The 16,881-nt window shown below is 68.5% G+C and carries 18 protein-coding genes and 1 pseudogene; 9 read left to right on the top strand and 10 right to left on the bottom strand.

Features of this window, described 5'->3' with window-relative positions; translation table 11 throughout:
- The first annotated feature begins 94 nt into the window (after positions 1-94).
- The 3 genes from NS6_RS17330 (at position 95) to NS6_RS17320 (ending at position 2,070) form a co-directional block, all read left to right on the top strand.
- Entirely contained in the window at positions 95-553 is a 459-nt protein-coding gene (locus tag NS6_RS17330) for a hypothetical protein (protein WP_068043088.1), read from the top strand.
- A gap of 13 nt (positions 554-566) precedes the next feature.
- Positions 567-773 (top strand): hypothetical protein, encoded by a 207-nt coding sequence (locus NS6_RS17325; protein ID WP_068043086.1) that lies wholly within the window; start codon positions 567-569, stop codon positions 771-773.
- A gap of 79 nt (positions 774-852) precedes the next feature.
- Complete coding sequence (locus tag NS6_RS17320; RefSeq protein ID WP_068043084.1) at positions 853-2,070, top strand: acetyl-CoA C-acetyltransferase; 1,218 nt, start codon at positions 853-855, stop codon at positions 2,068-2,070.
- Between the two features lie 238 nt (positions 2,071-2,308).
- Here NS6_RS17320 and NS6_RS17315 read toward each other — a convergent pair.
- Positions 2,309-2,832: pseudogene (locus tag NS6_RS17315) on the bottom strand (DinB family protein).
- 173 nt (positions 2,833-3,005) lie between these two features.
- Here NS6_RS17315 and NS6_RS17310 point away from each other — a divergent pair.
- Positions 3,006-3,470, top strand: coding sequence for a hypothetical protein (locus tag NS6_RS17310; protein WP_068043082.1), 465 nt, complete (start codon positions 3,006-3,008; stop codon positions 3,468-3,470).
- Positions 3,467-3,814: a transcriptional regulator gene (locus NS6_RS17305; RefSeq protein WP_068043080.1), complete on the top strand. Its 348-nt coding sequence runs from the start codon at positions 3,467-3,469 to the stop codon at positions 3,812-3,814. The genes NS6_RS17310 and NS6_RS17305 overlap by 4 nt, the downstream gene beginning before the upstream one ends.
- Positions 3,815-3,960: 146 nt before the next feature.
- Here NS6_RS17305 and NS6_RS17300 read toward each other — a convergent pair whose 3' ends face one another.
- From NS6_RS17300 to NS6_RS17285, 4 genes are all read right to left on the bottom strand, one after another.
- Positions 3,961-4,257: a hypothetical protein gene (locus tag NS6_RS17300; protein ID WP_245669397.1), complete on the bottom strand. Its 297-nt coding sequence runs from the start codon at positions 4,255-4,257 to the stop codon at positions 3,961-3,963.
- A 36-nt stretch (positions 4,258-4,293) separates the two neighbouring features.
- Positions 4,294-4,776 carry a Fic/DOC family N-terminal domain-containing protein gene (locus NS6_RS34805; RefSeq protein ID WP_068043076.1) on the bottom strand — a complete coding sequence of 161 codons (483 nt, stop codon included), beginning with the start codon at positions 4,774-4,776 and terminating at the stop codon, positions 4,294-4,296.
- Between the two features lie 83 nt (positions 4,777-4,859).
- Positions 4,860-5,717: a Bax inhibitor-1/YccA family protein gene (locus NS6_RS17290; RefSeq protein ID WP_068043073.1), complete on the bottom strand. Its 858-nt coding sequence runs from the start codon at positions 5,715-5,717 to the stop codon at positions 4,860-4,862.
- A gap of 302 nt (positions 5,718-6,019) precedes the next feature.
- Complete coding sequence (locus NS6_RS17285) at positions 6,020-7,156, bottom strand: serine/threonine-protein kinase (RefSeq protein WP_068043071.1); 1,137 nt, start codon at positions 7,154-7,156, stop codon at positions 6,020-6,022.
- A gap of 239 nt (positions 7,157-7,395) precedes the next feature.
- Here NS6_RS17285 and imuA' point away from each other — a divergent pair, with 239 nt between their 5' ends.
- Complete coding sequence (gene imuA', locus NS6_RS17280) at positions 7,396-8,250, top strand: DnaE2-dependent mutagenesis accessory factor ImuA' (RefSeq protein ID WP_157112805.1); 855 nt, start codon at positions 7,396-7,398, stop codon at positions 8,248-8,250.
- A 120-nt stretch (positions 8,251-8,370) separates the two neighbouring features.
- Positions 8,371-9,936: a DNA polymerase Y family protein gene (locus NS6_RS17275; RefSeq protein ID WP_068043070.1), complete on the top strand. Its 1,566-nt coding sequence runs from the start codon at positions 8,371-8,373 to the stop codon at positions 9,934-9,936.
- 12 nt (positions 9,937-9,948) lie between these two features.
- On the opposite strand, the gene NS6_RS17270 is transcribed toward NS6_RS17275, so the two are convergent.
- Entirely contained in the window at positions 9,949-10,479 is a 531-nt protein-coding gene (locus NS6_RS17270) for an Rv2240c family protein (protein ID WP_068043069.1), read from the bottom strand.
- A gap of 157 nt (positions 10,480-10,636) precedes the next feature.
- On the bottom strand, positions 10,637-11,260 hold the full coding sequence (locus tag NS6_RS17265; protein WP_068043068.1) for an AMIN-like domain-containing (lipo)protein: 624 nt from the start codon (positions 11,258-11,260) through the stop codon (positions 10,637-10,639).
- A 167-nt stretch (positions 11,261-11,427) separates the two neighbouring features.
- On the opposite strand from NS6_RS17265, the gene NS6_RS17260 reads away from it, so the two are divergent.
- Positions 11,428-12,588: a class I SAM-dependent methyltransferase gene (locus NS6_RS17260; RefSeq protein WP_068043066.1), complete on the top strand. Its 1,161-nt coding sequence runs from the start codon at positions 11,428-11,430 to the stop codon at positions 12,586-12,588.
- An 83-nt stretch (positions 12,589-12,671) separates the two neighbouring features.
- Here NS6_RS17260 and NS6_RS17255 read toward each other — a convergent pair whose 3' ends face one another.
- The 3 genes from NS6_RS17255 to NS6_RS17245 form a co-directional block, all read right to left on the bottom strand.
- Positions 12,672-13,307 (bottom strand): response regulator, encoded by a 636-nt coding sequence (locus NS6_RS17255; RefSeq protein ID WP_068043064.1) that lies wholly within the window; start codon positions 13,305-13,307, stop codon positions 12,672-12,674.
- Positions 13,308-13,408: 101 nt separating this feature from the next.
- Positions 13,409-13,816: a YybH family protein gene (locus tag NS6_RS17250; protein ID WP_068043061.1), complete on the bottom strand. Its 408-nt coding sequence runs from the start codon at positions 13,814-13,816 to the stop codon at positions 13,409-13,411.
- Positions 13,813-15,246, bottom strand: a complete 1,434-nt coding sequence (locus NS6_RS17245) for an ATP-binding protein (protein WP_084471142.1) — start codon at positions 15,244-15,246, stop codon at positions 13,813-13,815. The genes NS6_RS17250 and NS6_RS17245 overlap by 4 nt, the downstream gene beginning before the upstream one ends.
- Positions 15,247-15,496: 250 nt before the next feature.
- Here NS6_RS17245 and NS6_RS17240 point away from each other — a divergent pair.
- Positions 15,497-16,881, top strand: a 1,385-nt coding sequence (locus tag NS6_RS17240) for a PspC domain-containing protein (protein ID WP_068043059.1), incomplete at its 3' end; no start/stop codon positions are given.

Genomic DNA, 16,881 nt, shown 5'->3' with positions numbered 1-16,881 from the left:
GTTGCCGACCGCGTCGGCGTGGTCCGCCACTCCCCCGCGTCCACCACCCGCAAATCCGGCGGCTCCGCGCCCGAGCATCTAGGATCCGGTACCTATGAGGCTGCCGAAGTTCGCGCGCGCCACCGTGTTTCTGGCCGGATCGGCGGTTGCGCTGATCGCGGCCGCAGCACCGGCCGGCGCCGCGACCCACCCCTTCCCCGATGTCCCCACCCTGGCCTACGGCGGGCTGTGCGGAACCAGCATCCGCACCTGGGCCGACACCGATCCGCAATGGCCGGGCCGGGCGGTGATCAACGTCCGCGCCAACCCGGTCGTCGGCGTAGGCCCGGGCGTGCACCCCTTCGCCCCGCTGTGCGAGGTGGCAACCACGGTGTCCTGGCGCAATCTCGATACCGGCGCCACCGGCAGCTACGTCAACAATGTGGTGACCGGTATCTACGGCAGCATCCAGTACTCCCTGTTCCAGGACACCGGGCCGGGCCGGGTCGAGGTCACGGTGACCACGAACCACGCGAGTATCCCCGCCCACGGTAGCTTCGTAGTCCCCGCGTAGCGCTGACCCGCTGGTGACTCGGCCGCCGCCGGTCACCCGGGTGGCCGGCGGGCGGATCGTGGCGATGGGCGACCTGTTGAGCAAGGATTTCCGGGCCGCGCCCGAACAGTTGTTCCCGGCCGACGGCTTCGATCCCTCGGCCGCGGGCTACGCGCCGGCCGCGCTCGGTCACCGGGATATGGCCGCGGCGGATATTTCCCCGCGAGCCGCCGCGACGTAGATTCGAAGGGATCGTACCCCGCGAGTGTGCGTGATCGGGCAGTTTCGGATCGCACACACTCCTCGACTAAGGAGTCCTCATGCCAGAGGCCGTCATCGTTTCCGTTGCTCGCTCTCCCATCGGACGCGCCAACAAGGGGTCGCTGGTGAGCATGCGGCCCGACGACCTCGCCGCACAGATGGTGCGCGCCGCACTGGACAAGGTGCCCGCCCTGTCCCCCGCCGATATCGACGACCTGATGGTCGGTTGCGGGCAGCCGGCCGGTGAGGCGGGCTTCAACATCGCCAAGACCATCGCCACCCAGCTGGGCTACGACTACATGCCCGGCACCACCGTGAACCGGTACTGTTCCTCTTCGCTACAGACCACCCGGATGGCGTTCCACGCGATCAAGGCCGGTGAAGGCCACGCGTTCATCTCCGCCGGTGTGGAAACCGTGTCGCGCTTCCCCAAGGGCACCGCCGACGGCTGGCCCGATACCCACAACCCGCTGTACGCGGCCGCCGAGGAGCGCACCACCACCCGGGCGCAGGGCGGCGCGGGCTGGCAGGATCCGCGGGAGAACGGCGACCTGCCCGATATCTACATCGCCATGGGCCAGACCGCGGAGAACGTCGCCTCGTTCACCGGTATCTCCCGTGAAGACCAGGACCACTGGGGCGTGCGGTCGCAGAACCGCGCCGAGGAAGCCATCAAGTCCGGGTTCTTCGAACGTGAGATCACCCCGGTGACCCTGCCCGACGGCACCGTCGTCTCCACCGACGACGGCCCTCGACCGGGCACCAGCTACGAGAAGATCTCGCAGCTCAAGCCGGTGTTCCGCCCCGACGGCACGGTGACCGCCGGTAACGCCTGCCCGCTCAACGACGGCGCCGCGGCGCTGGTGGTCATGAGCGATACCAAGGCCAAGGAACTGGGTCTGACCCCGCTGGCCCGCATCGTCTCCACCGGCGTTTCGGGCCTGTCGCCCGAGATCATGGGCCTGGGTCCGATCGAAGCGGTGCGTAAGGCGCTGAAGCTGGCCGATAAGACCATCGGCGATATCGACCTCTACGAGATCAACGAGGCCTTCGCCGTGCAGGTCCTGGGTTCGGCCCGGGAACTGGGTATGGACGAGGACAAACTGAACATCTCCGGCGGCGCCATCGCCCTCGGCCACCCGTTCGGTATGACCGGCGCCCGCATCACCGCCACGCTGATCAACAACCTGCAGACCCAGGATAAGCAGTTCGGTCTGGAGACCATGTGTGTCGGCGGCGGCCAGGGTATGGCGATGATCATCGAACGCCTGAGCTGATTGCACCACTTGCGGCGGCTCGGGCCGGGGCCCTGTCGCCCTTGGGTCTTCCCTCCGCCGGTCGAGATCCGGAGCGGGCGCCGGCCACGCAGCCGAGCTGCTTCGGGCGGTGACGAAGACCCCGGTCCGAGGTCCTGTCGGTGGAACCGACCGGGATACGAGCAGGCCCCTGCACAGAACCATGTTTTGTGCGGGGGCCTTCCTTGTGCGTCCGCCCGGTTCGGCACCGGACCGAGTGTCAGCGAAGCCCGGCCCGATAGAGGTCGCGCAGCAACGCTATCTCCGCACCGTGGTGCAGTAGTTCCCGCTGGTTGTGCAGCACGATCCCGGCAGTCGACCAGTCGGCAAGCAGGCTGCCCGGTGGTCCCGCGGGCTCGGCCAGCCCGGCGGTACCCAGACCTGCGATACCGTCGACCCACGCTTGGTAGGCGGTGTCGAGCTGCTCCAGCGCCGCCACCGCTGTACCGGCGTAGCGGAACGAGGCGAAATCGACGGGCGGATGGCCGAATCGTTCCAGGCCCGCCTCCACAGGACGATCACATGCCCGAGCCGCCACGCGATGGTGGTCACGGGAGCCGGCTCGGGCGGCGGTATCGCGAAATCGCAGACGAACCCGCCGTCCGCCGGGCGAACCGACCACATACCGGGCACGGGCTCCCAGAAGTATTCCGCGTCGGTGAGCCCGTCGAGCCGCGCGCGCAGTTGCCTCGACCAATGAGTTTCCAGCTGGCCTCGTATTTCGTCGTTCCAGTCCACGTCCATGGCGTACACCCTGTGCATTTCGACCGTCGTGGACAACTGTTTTTCCGCTGCCTCCGACACCGTCCGGTGCCGCCGACCGCGCAGAAGGTGCCGCTGGAATTGCGTTCGACGCTTGACTTTCCCAGCGGGAAAGTGGGACCGTTACTTTCCAGACAGGAAAGTGGGGTTCGGTCATGGATGACATCGCTGCGGAACAGGCTCGCGCGGCACTGGATACAGCCGATCGGGCGCATCGACAGGTGACCGCGGAAATCGGGTTGCCCCGGGGCTACTGGTGGGCAATGGCGGCCGGGTGGCTGGTACTGGGTGTAATCGGCGCCCTGGGGCCGTGGTGGCTCGCCACGATCGCCACCCTGGCCTTCGGAGCCGGACATGCACTGCTGGCGGCCCGCCTGCTGGACGGGCGGCGGCGCACGAACAAACTGCAGGTCAGCGCGGCCGTCGCCGGTCGGCGGATACCGCTGCTCGTCATCGGCATGCTGATCGGGCTCGTCCTGATCACCGTGGGTGCGGCGTTCGTGCTGGCCGCCGACGGTGCCGAGCACCCCGGCATATGGGCGGCAGCGCTGGTCGCGGCTGTGGTCGGGTTCGGCGGGCCGGAGATCCTGCGACTGCTACGGCGCTGGACGCGAGCATGACACAGGCACGCTTCGACGAGCTGATCCACCCCAGCACCCGGCTCTCGCTGGTAGCGGCACTGGCCGCGGCGGACTGGGCGGAGTTCGCGTACCTCAAAGACCGGCTGGGACTCTCGGACTCGGCATTGTCCAAGCAGCTCACCACTCTCGAAGAAGCCGGCTACATCACCACCGAACGCCGCCTCGACGGCAGCCGCCGGAAAGTACGGGCCCGGTTGACCAGTACCGGCCGCCACGCCTTCAACGGCCATATCGCGGCACTACAGGCCATCGTCGGCGGCGACGATATCCGGGCGAGCGCATCAGCGGCAGCGCCGGGTGATCCCGATCCGGGACACAGCTGATCGTTTCCGGTGGACCGTGCAGGGTTTACTTCACGGCCCGGCCCTGCACGGTCACCAGATCCGCGATCCAGGTGACCGCCTGCCACGCCCGCATCACCTCGACCTCCAGCCCGTCGATACTGGCCGCCTGACTGCCCTGACAGTGCTCAGAGCTTCGCGAGGCGGTCCTGTTCCTTCTGGTACGCGCGCCATGCCTGCTGGGTCGGGGTCGGCTTCGTGGTGAGGGCCGACCGATCGGTCGAGCGAACGAAGTTCACCACCAGCAGCACCGGCAGAATGAACGCCTGGAAAATGATCAGGTAGCTGCCGCCTTCGAATACGAACGCCAGATACCCCGCGTAGCCGAGGTACCCGGCGCCGAAGACGGCGTTGAACCACTGGACCGTCTCACTCTGCCCGCCTTTGACGTACCGAGCTCTTACGCCTCCTTGATCAGTCGCCATAGCCTTCATCCCGCGCCCATACGGTCACGTGCAGCTCTAGAGACCGGCCGAGCCCAGGGCTTGGGCAGCGCCGTCGAGGAACTGGGTGATGGCGATATATCCCGCAGCGAGCGCTACCAAGATGAATTCCATACCGGATATGTCGCCAGGGCGTGGCACCGTGTTATCCCGGTTGCGGAGCGTGCCGGTGAACCACTCGAGTTCGGGTCGATACGCAGTGCTCAGCGCAGCAGGACAGCGAGCACTTCGGGCGCGGTGAAACGTCGGCCATAGGTCGTTTCTCCGTGCTGGAGAAGAATCGGTATCTACTCCGAGAACTTCCTCCAGCGGCGCATAGGTTCCTTCCAGCGCGGAGGTGCTCTGTGCCTCTTGCCGCAGCGTCGGCTGCCGCAGCAGAGCCGGGTTGGGGAGCTGACGAGCAGAGGCGTCGAGCGCGGCGAGCGCCGCGCGGGCGTTGGCGACAGCGTTGAATGTCCGAACGCCGAGTGTGGGAGTTCGGTCCGGGAGCGGGTTCGGCACGTAGGCAACATACTGATTCGTCCGGAAATGCGAAAACGGCCCACGCCGAGGCGAGGGCCGTCTTCGGACGATCGAGACTGTGACTAGTCGCTCTGGAAGTAGCTCAGCAGGCGCAGGATCTCGACGTAGAGCCAGACCAGGGTGACCGTGAGGCCGAGCGCCACACCCCAGGCGGCCTTCGGCGGGGCCTGGGCGCGGATGAGCTGGTCGGCGGCGTCGAAGTCGAGCAGGAAGCTGAACGCCGCGATGGCGATGACCACCAGGCTGAAGATGATCGCGATCGGGCCGCCGTCACGCAGGCCGAAGCCGCCGTCGGTGAAGAAGCTCGCGACCAGGTTGCCGACGATCAGTACCAGGATGCCGATCATGGCGCCGATCAGCATGCGGGTGAATCGTGGGGTGACCCGGATGGCGCCGGTCTTGTAGACGACGAGCATGCCCGCGAACACACCGAATGTGCCCAGGACGGCCTGCCCGATCATGCCTGCGCCGCCCGCGCCACCGAAGGTGATATCGGTGAACATGAACGACAGAGCGCCGACGAACACGCCCTCGGCGACCGCGTAGGCGAGCACGATGGCGGGGTTGTCCATCTTGCGACCGAAGGTCGCGACCAGGACGAGGACCAGGCCGATGATGCCGCCACCGATGACGAACATCGGGGCGAGCGCGGTGTTGGCGCTGGTCAGAATGTAGGTGACCAGTGCGGACAGCGCGAGCACACCCAGCGTGATCCCGGTTTTGGTGACCACATCGTCGATGGTCAGCGACCGGGCCGGCGCCTGCGGCGGATAGGGCTGCTGCTGATACTGCGGGGGCTGCTGCTGGTTGCCGTACTGGTAACCCAGCTGTCCCGCGCCGGCCGCAGCCGAGCCGAAGCTCGCGTAGCCGGTTTCCTGCTTCGGCAGATTCTTGAATACCGGATTGCTTGTGGCGCGCACCGCAAATCCCTTTCTCGGAGTTCGTTGGCCATACCGGGGCACGACCGTCGGCTCGAGCTGTTACTCGATATCCAACTGTCCGTCCAACGATCACCACCCCTGACGAAGTTCCCGGGGGCGCCGAAAAGACAGACAAACCGGACCTTACCGCCGGACGGGCCGTCGTGGGTCACGGACCGGTCCACGAAACGGATCCGGTTGGCCGCGCGCGACCTCGGCGAACGCGGAATATCCGCGCTACACATCGTGGCGAATCCGATAATGCGAGGCCATTGCCTATCACCGCGGCAACGGCCGCTCCGTCACATCACCATCATGAGGATCACGATGATGATGACCAGCCCGATCAGCAGACCGATGGTGACCGCCACGGTGGGGCTGGGTGACTGCCCGGAACCTCCACGGCCGATCATCTGCTGCGCGGGCGCCGGGGCCGGGTTCACGGGCTGCGGCGGCTGGGCACGGCGAGGCAAAGGGCCGGAACGGGGGCTGCGCAGCCCGGCGGCGGAGTTACGGGCCGCCCAGGCGGGGATTGTGCCGTCCTCGGTGCGCACCGGAGCGCCGAGGATGTTGTCGGCGGCACCGGGCCCGAACGCGGCGGCCAGGATCTCCTCCCGCGCCTGGGCCATGCTGGGGCGGCGCTGCGGGGCCGGTTCCATCATGTGCAGCAGCACGCGAGTGAGTACCCCGCTGCGCGTCGGCGGGTTGATCTGTGCCATGGCCGCGCGTTCCACGACGGCGTCGCTGTCGTCGTCCATACCGAACGGCGGCTGACCTTCGATGGCGGTGTAGAGGGTGGCACCGAGAGAGAACACATCGCTGGCGGCGGTGGGCTGGGCACCGCGGGCCACTTCCGGCGGCAGGTAGGCGGGAGTCCCGGTGATCATGCCGTCGGGCTCGTCGGAGGCCTCGGTGACATTGCGGGAGATACCGAAATCGCTGAGCTTCGCCATCCCGACCCCCGGCCCCCGGTCGGCGACGAGGATATTGCCGGGTTTGATATCGCGGTGCACGATCCCGACCGTGTGCGCGGCGGCGAGCGCGTCGGCGACCTGCGCGCCGATCTGCGCGACCTCGATCACCGGTAGCGCGTTCACCAGCCCGAGCGCCCGGGCGACACTACGCGAGGGCAGGTGTTCGATCACCAGCCAGGGTTCACCGGCCTCCAGCACCACGTCGTAGACGGCGATGGCGTGCTCGTGGGAGAGCTTGGCCGCGACCCGCCCCTCGTGCACGATGTGATCGCGAACCTTGCGGGCCTCCGCCTCGTCCAGGCCCGCCGTGGACAGCACCTGTTTGATAGCGACGTCACGGTCCAGCAGCCGATCGTGTGCCAGCCATACCGCCCCCATACCGCCACCGCCCAGTTTCGACTGCAGGCGGTACCGGCCGGCCACCAGATAATCGGGGCCGACGATGGGGCGGGGGCGATCGATCATGCTGTGAGACTAGTCGAAAACGGTGGTAGCTGGCCGGTTTCGGAGACCGCGGCCGACGACACGTGACGGCATTCACTACAGCGGGTCGTAGTTGTTCGGCCGGACTTCCAGGCCCCCCCCTTCCGGCGTTAAGCTATCGAATGTATGTTCGATCCAGGAGGCGAGTTCACCTCGGAGGTTCGGGGCCCGCCTCGGTTCTGGAGCGACTGAGCGGAGGAACGAAGCGGAGGAGCGAAGGAGTGAAAACCCGAGACCCGGAGGGCCCCGAACCGGCGGCACCGGAGGCGGCGCAAGTGAACACTGCACGGCCACCGAAGGCGAGTGGGGCGCGGCTGCGTGAACTCGCCGAACTGCGCCGGGCGCGGGCGAATAGCGGATGCGCCCGCGGGCCCGGCCCCGCACCCCGCGGAGCGACCGGCAACCGCGCGCCGGTCGCTCCGGCCTCGACAGTCGAGCGCGAAATACTTCCCGTACCGGCTGCCCTCGCTCCGCTACTGCCCGACCACGGTCTGGTCAAGGGATCGGTGGTGTCCTACAGCGGCGCCGGAACGTTGCTGGCCGGTTTACTCGCCGCGGTCACCGGGCCGGGGCGACACGCGGCCGCGGTCGGTCTGCCCCGGCTCGGACTGCTCGCCGCCGCGGAAATGGGCGCGCGGCTGGACCGGCTCGCGGTGATCGCCGATGCCGGCCAGGACCCGATAGAGGTGGCGGCAGTCCTGCTGGACGGGATGGAGCTGGTGGTACTCGGCCTCGGCCCGGCCGCGATCCAGCCTGCCCGCGCCCGGGTGCTCGCCGCGAAAGCCCGCGGGAAAGGGGCCACATTGCTCGTCACCGGTGGCAACTGGCCCGCGCCGGACCTGAGCTTGGAAAGCCGCGTAGCCGGCTATACCGGGCTCGGTACAGGCAGCGGGCGGATCCGTTCCATAAGCCTCGATATCGAAGTCCGCACCAGAGCCGGGGCACCGCGCCGGGGCCGGCTCGCCGCACGACCGCTCGGTGGCCGCGTGGAATGGATCGGTCTCGACGAGATCGCCACCACGCACACCTCGGAACAGCTGGAAACAACAGGTCAGGAGGATTTTGTTGCTTCCTGACCCGATCACACCCCGTGGCGTCCGCCGGGCCCGCTGTCCGTGCCGGGACTTTCCTTCATCCGGTGACAGGCCCGCCCGGCCGGTCGGATCCGCCCTTTTCCGGCGCGGAACGGTCGGCCGATGAGCCCGCCCCCGGACGCACGAGTGCTGGCGGTCTGGTGCCCCGACTGGCCCGCGGTCGCGGCGGCGGCCGGGGCCGGACTCTCCGCGGAACAGCCGGTGGCGGTTTTGCAGGCGAACCGGGTCGTCACCTGTTCGGCCACCGCCCGCGAGGCGGGGGTGCGCCGCGGCATGCGCAAACGCGAGGCGCAGAGCCGCTGCCCGGAACTCTATATCGCACAACCTGATCCGGACCGCGACGCACGATTGTTCGAACCGGTCGCCGCGGCCGTGGACAATCTCGCTTCCGGTGTCGAGGTATTGCGCCCCGGGTTGCTCGTCCTGCCCGCGCGGGGCGTGATCCGGTATTTCGGATCGGCCGAGGCGGCCGTGCGGCAATTGCTCGCCGCGGTGGCGACCGCCGGAGTGGAGGCCCGGATCGGGATCGCCGACGAACTCCCCACCGCGATCGTCGCCGCCCGGCACGGCACCCTCGTACCACCCGGCCGGGATGCCCCGTTCCTGTCGCCGTTACCGATCACCGAGCTGGCGGCCGAACCCGGCCCCGCGGAACGGGAACGCGCCGCGCTGCTGGATCTGCTGCACCGGCTGGGACTGCGCCGCATCGGGGATTTCGCCGCCCTGACAACCACGCAGGTCACCTCACGGTTCGGCGCGGACGCGATCGTCGCCCACCGGCTCGCCCGTGCACTGCCGGATCGTCCACCGGCGCCCCGGAGCCTGCCTCCGGAGGTGGCAGTCCGGCTGCCGTGCGAGCCACCGATCGACCGGGTCGACGCCGCGGCCTTCGCCGGCCGGCTACTCGCCACCCGGCTCACCGCGAACCTGTCGGCGGCGTCGGCGGCCTGCACCCGGCTGGAGATCCGCGCGGAAACCGAGGCCGGAGAAGAAATGTCGCGGGTCTGGCGCTGCGCCGAACCGCTGACCGCCGACGGCGTGGCCGACCGCGTGCGCTGGCAACTGGACGGCTGGCTCACCCGGCCGCCCGGCAATCGGCCCACCGCCGCGATCACCGTGCTGCACCTGATACCGGTGGAGGTGGCGCCGGCCGCCGCCCTGCAGCTCGGGCTGTGGGGCGATACCGGGTCCGGGGACGAACGTGCCCTGCGCGCACTGGTCCGCGTCCAGGGCCTGCTCGGCGGGGATGCGGTGCGGGTGGGAGTGCTCAGCGGCGGCCGCGGCCCAACAGAACGGATCACCATGGTCACGTTCGGTGACGAACCGGCGCCGGATACCGATCCTGCGCCGCCCTGGCCGGGCCGGATACCGGAACCGGCGCCCGCCGTCATCATGCTCGACCGCCCACGCGTCGCGCTCGAAGCGGCCGACGGGACCTCCGTCCGGATCACCGGACGCGGCCTGTTCAGCAGCCCGCCTGTCCGGTTGCGCTGGGGCCGGTCGAGCTGGCGGCTCACCGCGTGGGCCGGGCCCTGGCTGCTCGACGAGCTCTGGTGGGCGCCCGGCGCGGCCCCGGCCGCCCGCGCCCAGGTGGAACTACCGGGGCCGCACAGCCTGCTACTGCTTGCCCGGGACGACCGATGGTGCGTCGAAGGTCTCTACGATTGACCCGGCCCCGCCTCAGTAGGGTTTGCAGGCGTCGAAGGCGGCGTCCTTGTCTCCGTTGAACGAATCGATCTGGCCGTTGATCTCATCCACCGAAGCGTTGCGTTCCAGAAGGTCGGCCAGGGTTTTCAGATTGTTGCGGTAGGTGCGCATCGGCGCCGAGACATCGTTGGGAACATCGGGGCTGAGCTGCTCGTCGATCTTGCCGGCGGTATCGCGCAACGCAGTGATCGCGGCGCCCTTCTTCGCCTCCAGATCCGGCGCCTTGCTGTCACTGGCGTCGATATAGGCGTTGAACGCATCCACTGCCGGATTGTTGTTGTCGCGCAGCGCCTCGCACACATCGGTCGCGGCGGCGTCGGCAGCGGCGGCCCGCGACGACGACGCCGCGGCCGACGAGGATTTGACCTCCGATGTGTACAGCTGCAACTCGCTCTGGTTCACTTCGGCGGTGCCGGTCACCGTGGTGGAGCAGGCGGCGAGGAATCCACCGGCGACCAGCGCGGTCAGTGCGGCGGCGAGGCCGGCTCGTTCGAATCGTGGCATCGATCTGAAACTCCCCTCGGATGCCCACGACCCCGTATTCTCGCCCCGGCGCGCCGGACATCTGAGCCGCCGGTGCTGACAACCGTACTGTGTCGAGACGATTCTCGGCCGTCCAGGCCCGCATTGCCGATCAACCGATACCCCTGCCCGGAAAACACTAACCCGTGGCGATGTCGACGACCAGGCGGTTCGGCATGACAGCCGCCGAAACGGTGAAGCCCGGCTCGTCACCGGCGACTCCGATGAACGACTGGGTGATCCCCTCGAATACCGTCGTCCGATACACCCCGGCGATACCGGGAACTGCCGGGTCGGTGGCCGGGTCCGGCCCGGCATAGGGCGCCACCCCGCTGTCGAACGGGTAGGCCGAACCGGTGATCCGGACCTCGAGCACCGAATCGCCCGCCACTTCGAGCTCCCGGCCGCTCCCGTCCTGTACGGCCCGGCCGGTGTACCACGCACTCCACCCGGGGATACCCGGCCCGCCCAGGTAGTACTCGACCCGGTCGAAACCCGCGTGGTGACTCAACCGGATATCGGTGACGGTGAGCATGGCGTCCGGAGAGGCCTCCGCCTGCTTCGGCACCGTATCGTCAGGCGCGGGCACCGGCTCCCCGGGCAGCGGTATCGGCGGTACGGGCAGGCCCGGGGTGCCCACTTCCGAGCTGGGGACCGCCGGACTCATCGGCGAAGAGCTAACCGGCGGTGTCGACCCCGAATCGGCACACCCGGCGAGAGCCGCCAGCATCGCCGCCACCACCAGTAAACGCCCGGTACGCATATCGCCGATGCTAACCGCAGCGGTCAGTGTCCTGCGGTAACGCCTGCTCTCACGGTGTGGCCCGACTACCGGCTGCAGACCACGCACGACCGCGGCAACTATGCCGCGCGAAGCGTATCCACCGGGGCGCGCGGCAGCGCACGGCAACGATCTAGCACACTTGTCACGTGCGAGACGTGGAGGACCTATTGGGACGGTTGCGCCGCTATCCGGATGTGGAGGCCGCCAACCTGTACGCCGTCGATGCCGCAGACCGCCTCATCCTCGACGCGGCCGCGGATACGATCACCACCACCGAGCCCGGGAAAGTGGTGGTGATCGGCGACAACTACGGCGCCCTCACCCTCGGCGCCGCCGCCACCCACGACCTGCACCGCATCCGCGTCCACCAGGACCTGCTGACCGGTGAACTCGCGCTCGCCGCCAACGCCCGCGCGCTCGGACTCGGCGACCGATACACCGCGCACGCCCTCGGCGAAAACCTGCTGCGCGACGCCACCGTCGTCCTGCTGCGACTACCGCGGGTACTGGCCGGGCTCGCCGAGATCGCCGACGCCATCGCCCGTTACGCCCACCCCGAGGTCCAGGTGTTCGCCGGCGGCCGGGACAAGTACCTCACGAAGGCGATGAACGATGTACTGGGCGAATCCTTCGCCGAAGTACGGGCCAGCCGCGGCCGCCAGAAATCGCGCACCCTGCTGGTGCGCGGACCGAAACCGGTGGGCGACCCACGATTCCCGCTCCGTGAACACATCGGCGAATTCGGTATCGACGTGGTGGCGCACGGAGCCGCATTCTCCGGGCCGCGCCTGGACATCGGCACCCGATTCCTGCTGGAACATCTGCGCGCCATGAAACCCGATGCCCGCGACGCCATCGACCTCGGCTGCGGAACCGGGATACTGGCCGTCGCGCTCGCCCGGTCCCGCCCGGGAATCGCGGTGGTGGGCACCGACCAATCCGCCGCGGCAGTGGCCTCCGCGACCGCGACCGCCGCGGCCAACGCGGTCACCGGGCAGGTCACCGTGGTGCGGGACGATGCCATGTCGGGCGCGGCCGACAACAGCGCCGACCTCGTGGTGTGCAATCCCCCGTTTCATGTGGGCGCCGCCGTACACACCGGTTCGGCGATCAAGATGTTCATCCGGACCGGAAAGGTCCTGCGGCCGGGTGGCGAGCTGTGGACGGTTTACAACAACCACCTCAACCACCGCACTGTGGTCGAGCGCATGGTGGGCCGCACCGAGGTGGTGGGCCGGAACCGGAAGTTCACGGTCACTCGTTCGGTGCGCGGGTTACACGGGTTCGACGGCACCGTCCCTGTCTGATTGCGCTGGCCGGCGTGCCACGCCAGGACTTCTCGTCTTCGCCGAACGATTCCGCCCTCGAGGCACGTAGCGCCACCGAAATTTCAGTCGATTCGGCGGCGGTGGGCCCAGCGGGTGAGTGCATTACGGTTGGACTGCTGGGTTTTTCGGAGCACATTCGAGGCGTGGGTTTCCACGGTCTTCACCGAGATGAACAGTTTCTCGGCGATCTCCCGGTAGGTGTAACCACGGGCCAGCAGCCGTAGCACCTCCAGCTCACGTGGTGTCAGCGAATCCAGTTCGGGGTCCAGCGGGGGCTCGGGTACCGGTGATTTCCCGGTGAACGAATCCAATACGAAACCGGCCAGCCGTGGACTGAATACGGCATCCCCGCCGGACACCCGGCGGATCCCGTCGGCCAATTCGGCCCCGGAAATCGTCTTCGTCACATAACCGCGGGCGCCGGCCCGGATCACCGCGATCACGTCCTCGGCGGCGTCGGAAACGCTCAACGCCAGACATACCGGCCCGCTGTCGATCCCGTTCAGCACCGCTACCCCACCTCCGGCAGGCATATGCACATCGAGCAGCACCACATCGGGTTTGGCGGCATTGATACCGGCCACCGCCTCGGCTACACCCCCGGCCTCCCCAACCACCTCCATATCGGTTTCCCGGCTCAACTCGGCCCGTACTCCGGACCGGAACACTGCATGATCATCGACGAGAAAAACCCGCACACCCGTCCTTCCTGTGTATCGACGGCGCCGCCGCGGGCCGCCATCGGAGATTACCCATCCACAGCGGGCGGTACGGTGCCACGCCTGGCTCCATTCCCATCTCACGACTTCTCGGCAAGCGGCCCCCGCAGTGATTCGTGGTAGTGGATGCCTTTCCACCCGTCATCGGTTCGACGTGCGATCAACGTGTTGCGGCCGTCGACGACAAACGGCTCGGGCGCAACTGCCGTTTCACCCTCGAGATGAAACGAGAAGTATGCGTAGGCGATATCGCCGATGGTGTCGATTCGCACGTCGGCGACGGTCATGACATGCACCGCACCGATATCGTGGAACACCCGATCGTAGTACCGGCCGATCGAGGCGGCGCCCAGGATCGGCCGGTCCAGTTCGGAAGGGGAGTACACGACTTCGTACTCGGGATCCCAAATCGAGGCGATCGTGGCCGCATCGCGGTGTGTCCAGCCATTCCGGTATGCCTCTACCAAAGCCGCGATACCGGCTGTCAACGAACCTCCTCACGGCGTGTACCCGAGCCGCGGGCATGCTCGGCGGCAACCTGAGCGAGCCCGGACGTGTGCGTGACCACGGGGTGCTGGGACCGCGGGGGTTCGGATGCACCGCCGGCAGCAGCAGTCTCCGGGGGGCGAGGCCGGTCGCGACCGGTGTCTTCGTCGCCGGTACCGGAATCGGTGCGGGGCAGCAATATCCGCACCTCGGTGCCGCGTCCCGGCTCCGAGACGATCTCCACGGTTCCGCCGCGCCGCTCCACGCGGGCGCGAATGGACCGGGCGAGACCGTGCCGGTCCTCGGGGATCGAATCGGGATCGAACCCGTTACCACGGTCGCGGACGAACACACTGACCTGGTGCGGTTCCGTTTCGGCGAACAGGTCGATCTCGGAGACACCGGCGTGCTTGGCGGCGTTCACCAGCGCTTCCCTGGTGGCGCCCAGGACGGCGGTGAAATGTTCCTTCGGGAGTCCGGACCCGCTGTCCTCGCCATCCATCGCCACATCACCGACGGTGACCGGGGTGACCTTCACACCGTGCTGATCCTCCACTTCGCCGGCGATGGTGCGCAGGGCGACGACGAGACTGGATTCGGCGGGACCCGCGTCGGCGAACAGCCAGCGCCGCAGTTCGCGTTCCTGGCTGCGCGCCAGGCGCTGCACTTCCTGCTGATCGCCGGCCTGCCGCTGGATCAGCGCCAGCGTCTGCAACACCGAATCGTGGAGATGGGAGGCGATCTCCTCGCGCTCCTCGTTGCGGATGCGGGCCGCGCGTTCGGCATTGAGCGAGTGCATCAACCGCAGGCCGAGTGGGACGGTCAGCAGACCGACCCCGATCAGGGTTGCCGCCACGGCCAGTAGCGCCGAACCGAGCGAACCCCAGTCGACCTGCGACAGCACCACCACCGCCAGCCCCACGACCACCAAGGTCACCCCGGCGATGATCCGTGACCAGGTGACCACCGACGGTTTCGCCGGTATCCCGACCAGCGACCGCGGGCCGTCGGCATCGTATTCCCGCCACACCAGCGCCGCGCCTACCGCGATCACCAGCAGCGGTGCGATCACCCGGGCAACCGTTCCGCTGAACGCCCACGACACCACCACCGACAATCCCAGGCCGAGCAGCGCCAGCCCGATCGCCTGGCGGCGTTCGGTACCGGAGGGCCGGGCGGCGTCGTCTCCGCCGGGGGTGAAGATCCACAGCAGGCCGTAGGCGATTATCCCGGCCCCGGCCAGCGCCGACAGCAGGACGAACGCCATCCGCACCTTGAGGACGTCGATCCCGAGATGGTCGGCGACGCCACCGGCGACCCCGCCCACGATCCGGCCACCCGATCGGCGCACGAACCGCTCGCCCGCGGATTCCGGGGCGATCACGGGACGGTCGGCACCCGGGGCGTAAAAGGCAGGTCCGAACGGGCACATACCCTCGATACTGGCACGTCCTCGACCCACCCGGCCATGGGGAAACACCCTGATCTGTATATCTGGCGCCGCCTCCGGCAGCGCGGGGTTGGACCGAATCGAATGGCAGACATCGCTGGCGATGCGTTAACCGGTCAACCGATCAGAGGCGAACAACGGGCGCCGTCAGGTGGTGGTCAGGAGTTTTCCGGGAGCAACTTCAGGGTTCCCCCCGATGTGAGAGAGCCCGCGGGGAGCGGAGCATGGGTTCATGACGAGAACCAGCTTCGGTGATCAGCTCCACCAGATGTGGCAGACCCGGCCGACCCGCCTGCCCCGGCAGGGGCCGATCGCCGGGGTCGCGGCCGGGGTCGGGCACCGCTACGGCATCGACCCCGTGCTGGTGCGGGTGGCGTTCGTGGTGTCCACCCTCTTCGGCGGGGCGGGAATCGTGCTCTATCTGTTCGGGTGGCTGATGTTCCCCGAGGCCGGTGAGGGCGCGTCGATGGCGGAATCGCTGACCCGTAAACGGCAGGATTCGCAGAGCCAGACGAAGACGATCGTGCTGATTGTGGCGCTGGCGATCGCCGTGAGCACCATGGGCCCGGTGGGTGTGGGGCTCGGCGGGTCGGGGGTGATCTCGCTGGCGCTCATGCTGGCCGGTTGGTGGATGTTGTATCTGCGCGCCCCGCAACCGCCGCCGCTGCCGCCGGGGGTGGTGGCTCCGGAGTCGCTGGGGAGCCCCGGCACGACCGGATACCCCGGTGCCACGTTCCCTCAGGGCGGCGCGGATCCGTACACCTCCCAATACACCGGAATATATACCCCCTATACGAAACTGCCGGATCAGTACGTCCCGGACAACCCCGCCGCGACCTCCGCGCAGGGCGGCGAAAACGCTGCCGGACCCGCTGCTTCCGAAACGACAGATACCAGCGGCCCGAGCCTCACCAAGCCCCCCGCTGCCGAACCTTCGCCCGGCCCGGCATCGGTACCGGCCGGCGATCCGGGCCGAGGCGCACCCGATGTCACCGCTACCGGCAACCCGGTCGCGGCCACCCCGGCCGAATCGGACACGCCTCGGCGTACCGGCCCGGACCGGCCCGCACCTCCACACCCCACCGTCGAGATGAGCAAGCCCACCGGCCTCACCGGCCGCACACCGCCCGCATGGGACCCACTGGGTGTCGCGCCACTCGCCTGGGACCTGCCCGACCCCGCCCCCGCACAGCAGGTCGCGGTGGTCACCGAGAAACGCCCCCGTTCACGCTTCACCGCGGTCGTCCTCGGCCTGGCCATCCTCGCTGCGGCGGGTGCCGGTGCGGCCGCGGTGGCGGGAGCCGAATGGATGACACCCGGACGGATCGCCGCGATCGCACTCGCGGTGGTCGGGCTGGGACTGATGCTCGGTGCCTTCCGGCGCCGGGGTCACGGCCTGTTGCTGGTCACCGCCCCACTGGCGGCGTTCGTGATCCTGGCAGCCGCGGTCGGGCCGTTCGATTTCCAGAGCACCACCATGGGTGAACGCACCTGGGCCCCCGTCTCGGCCGCCGATGTGCGGCCGGAATACGCCGTGACCATGGGGTCCGGGACGCTGGACCTGCGCGGTATCGAACTGACCGCGGATCGGACGGTCGATCTTTCCGTGCAGATGGG

The sequence above is a fragment of the Nocardia speluncae NBRC 108251 genome (assembly GCF_001613245.1).
Taxonomy (GTDB): Bacteria; Actinomycetota; Actinomycetes; order Mycobacteriales; family Mycobacteriaceae; genus Nocardia; species Nocardia speluncae.
This window is presented reverse-complemented; position numbering and strand designations above follow the sequence as displayed.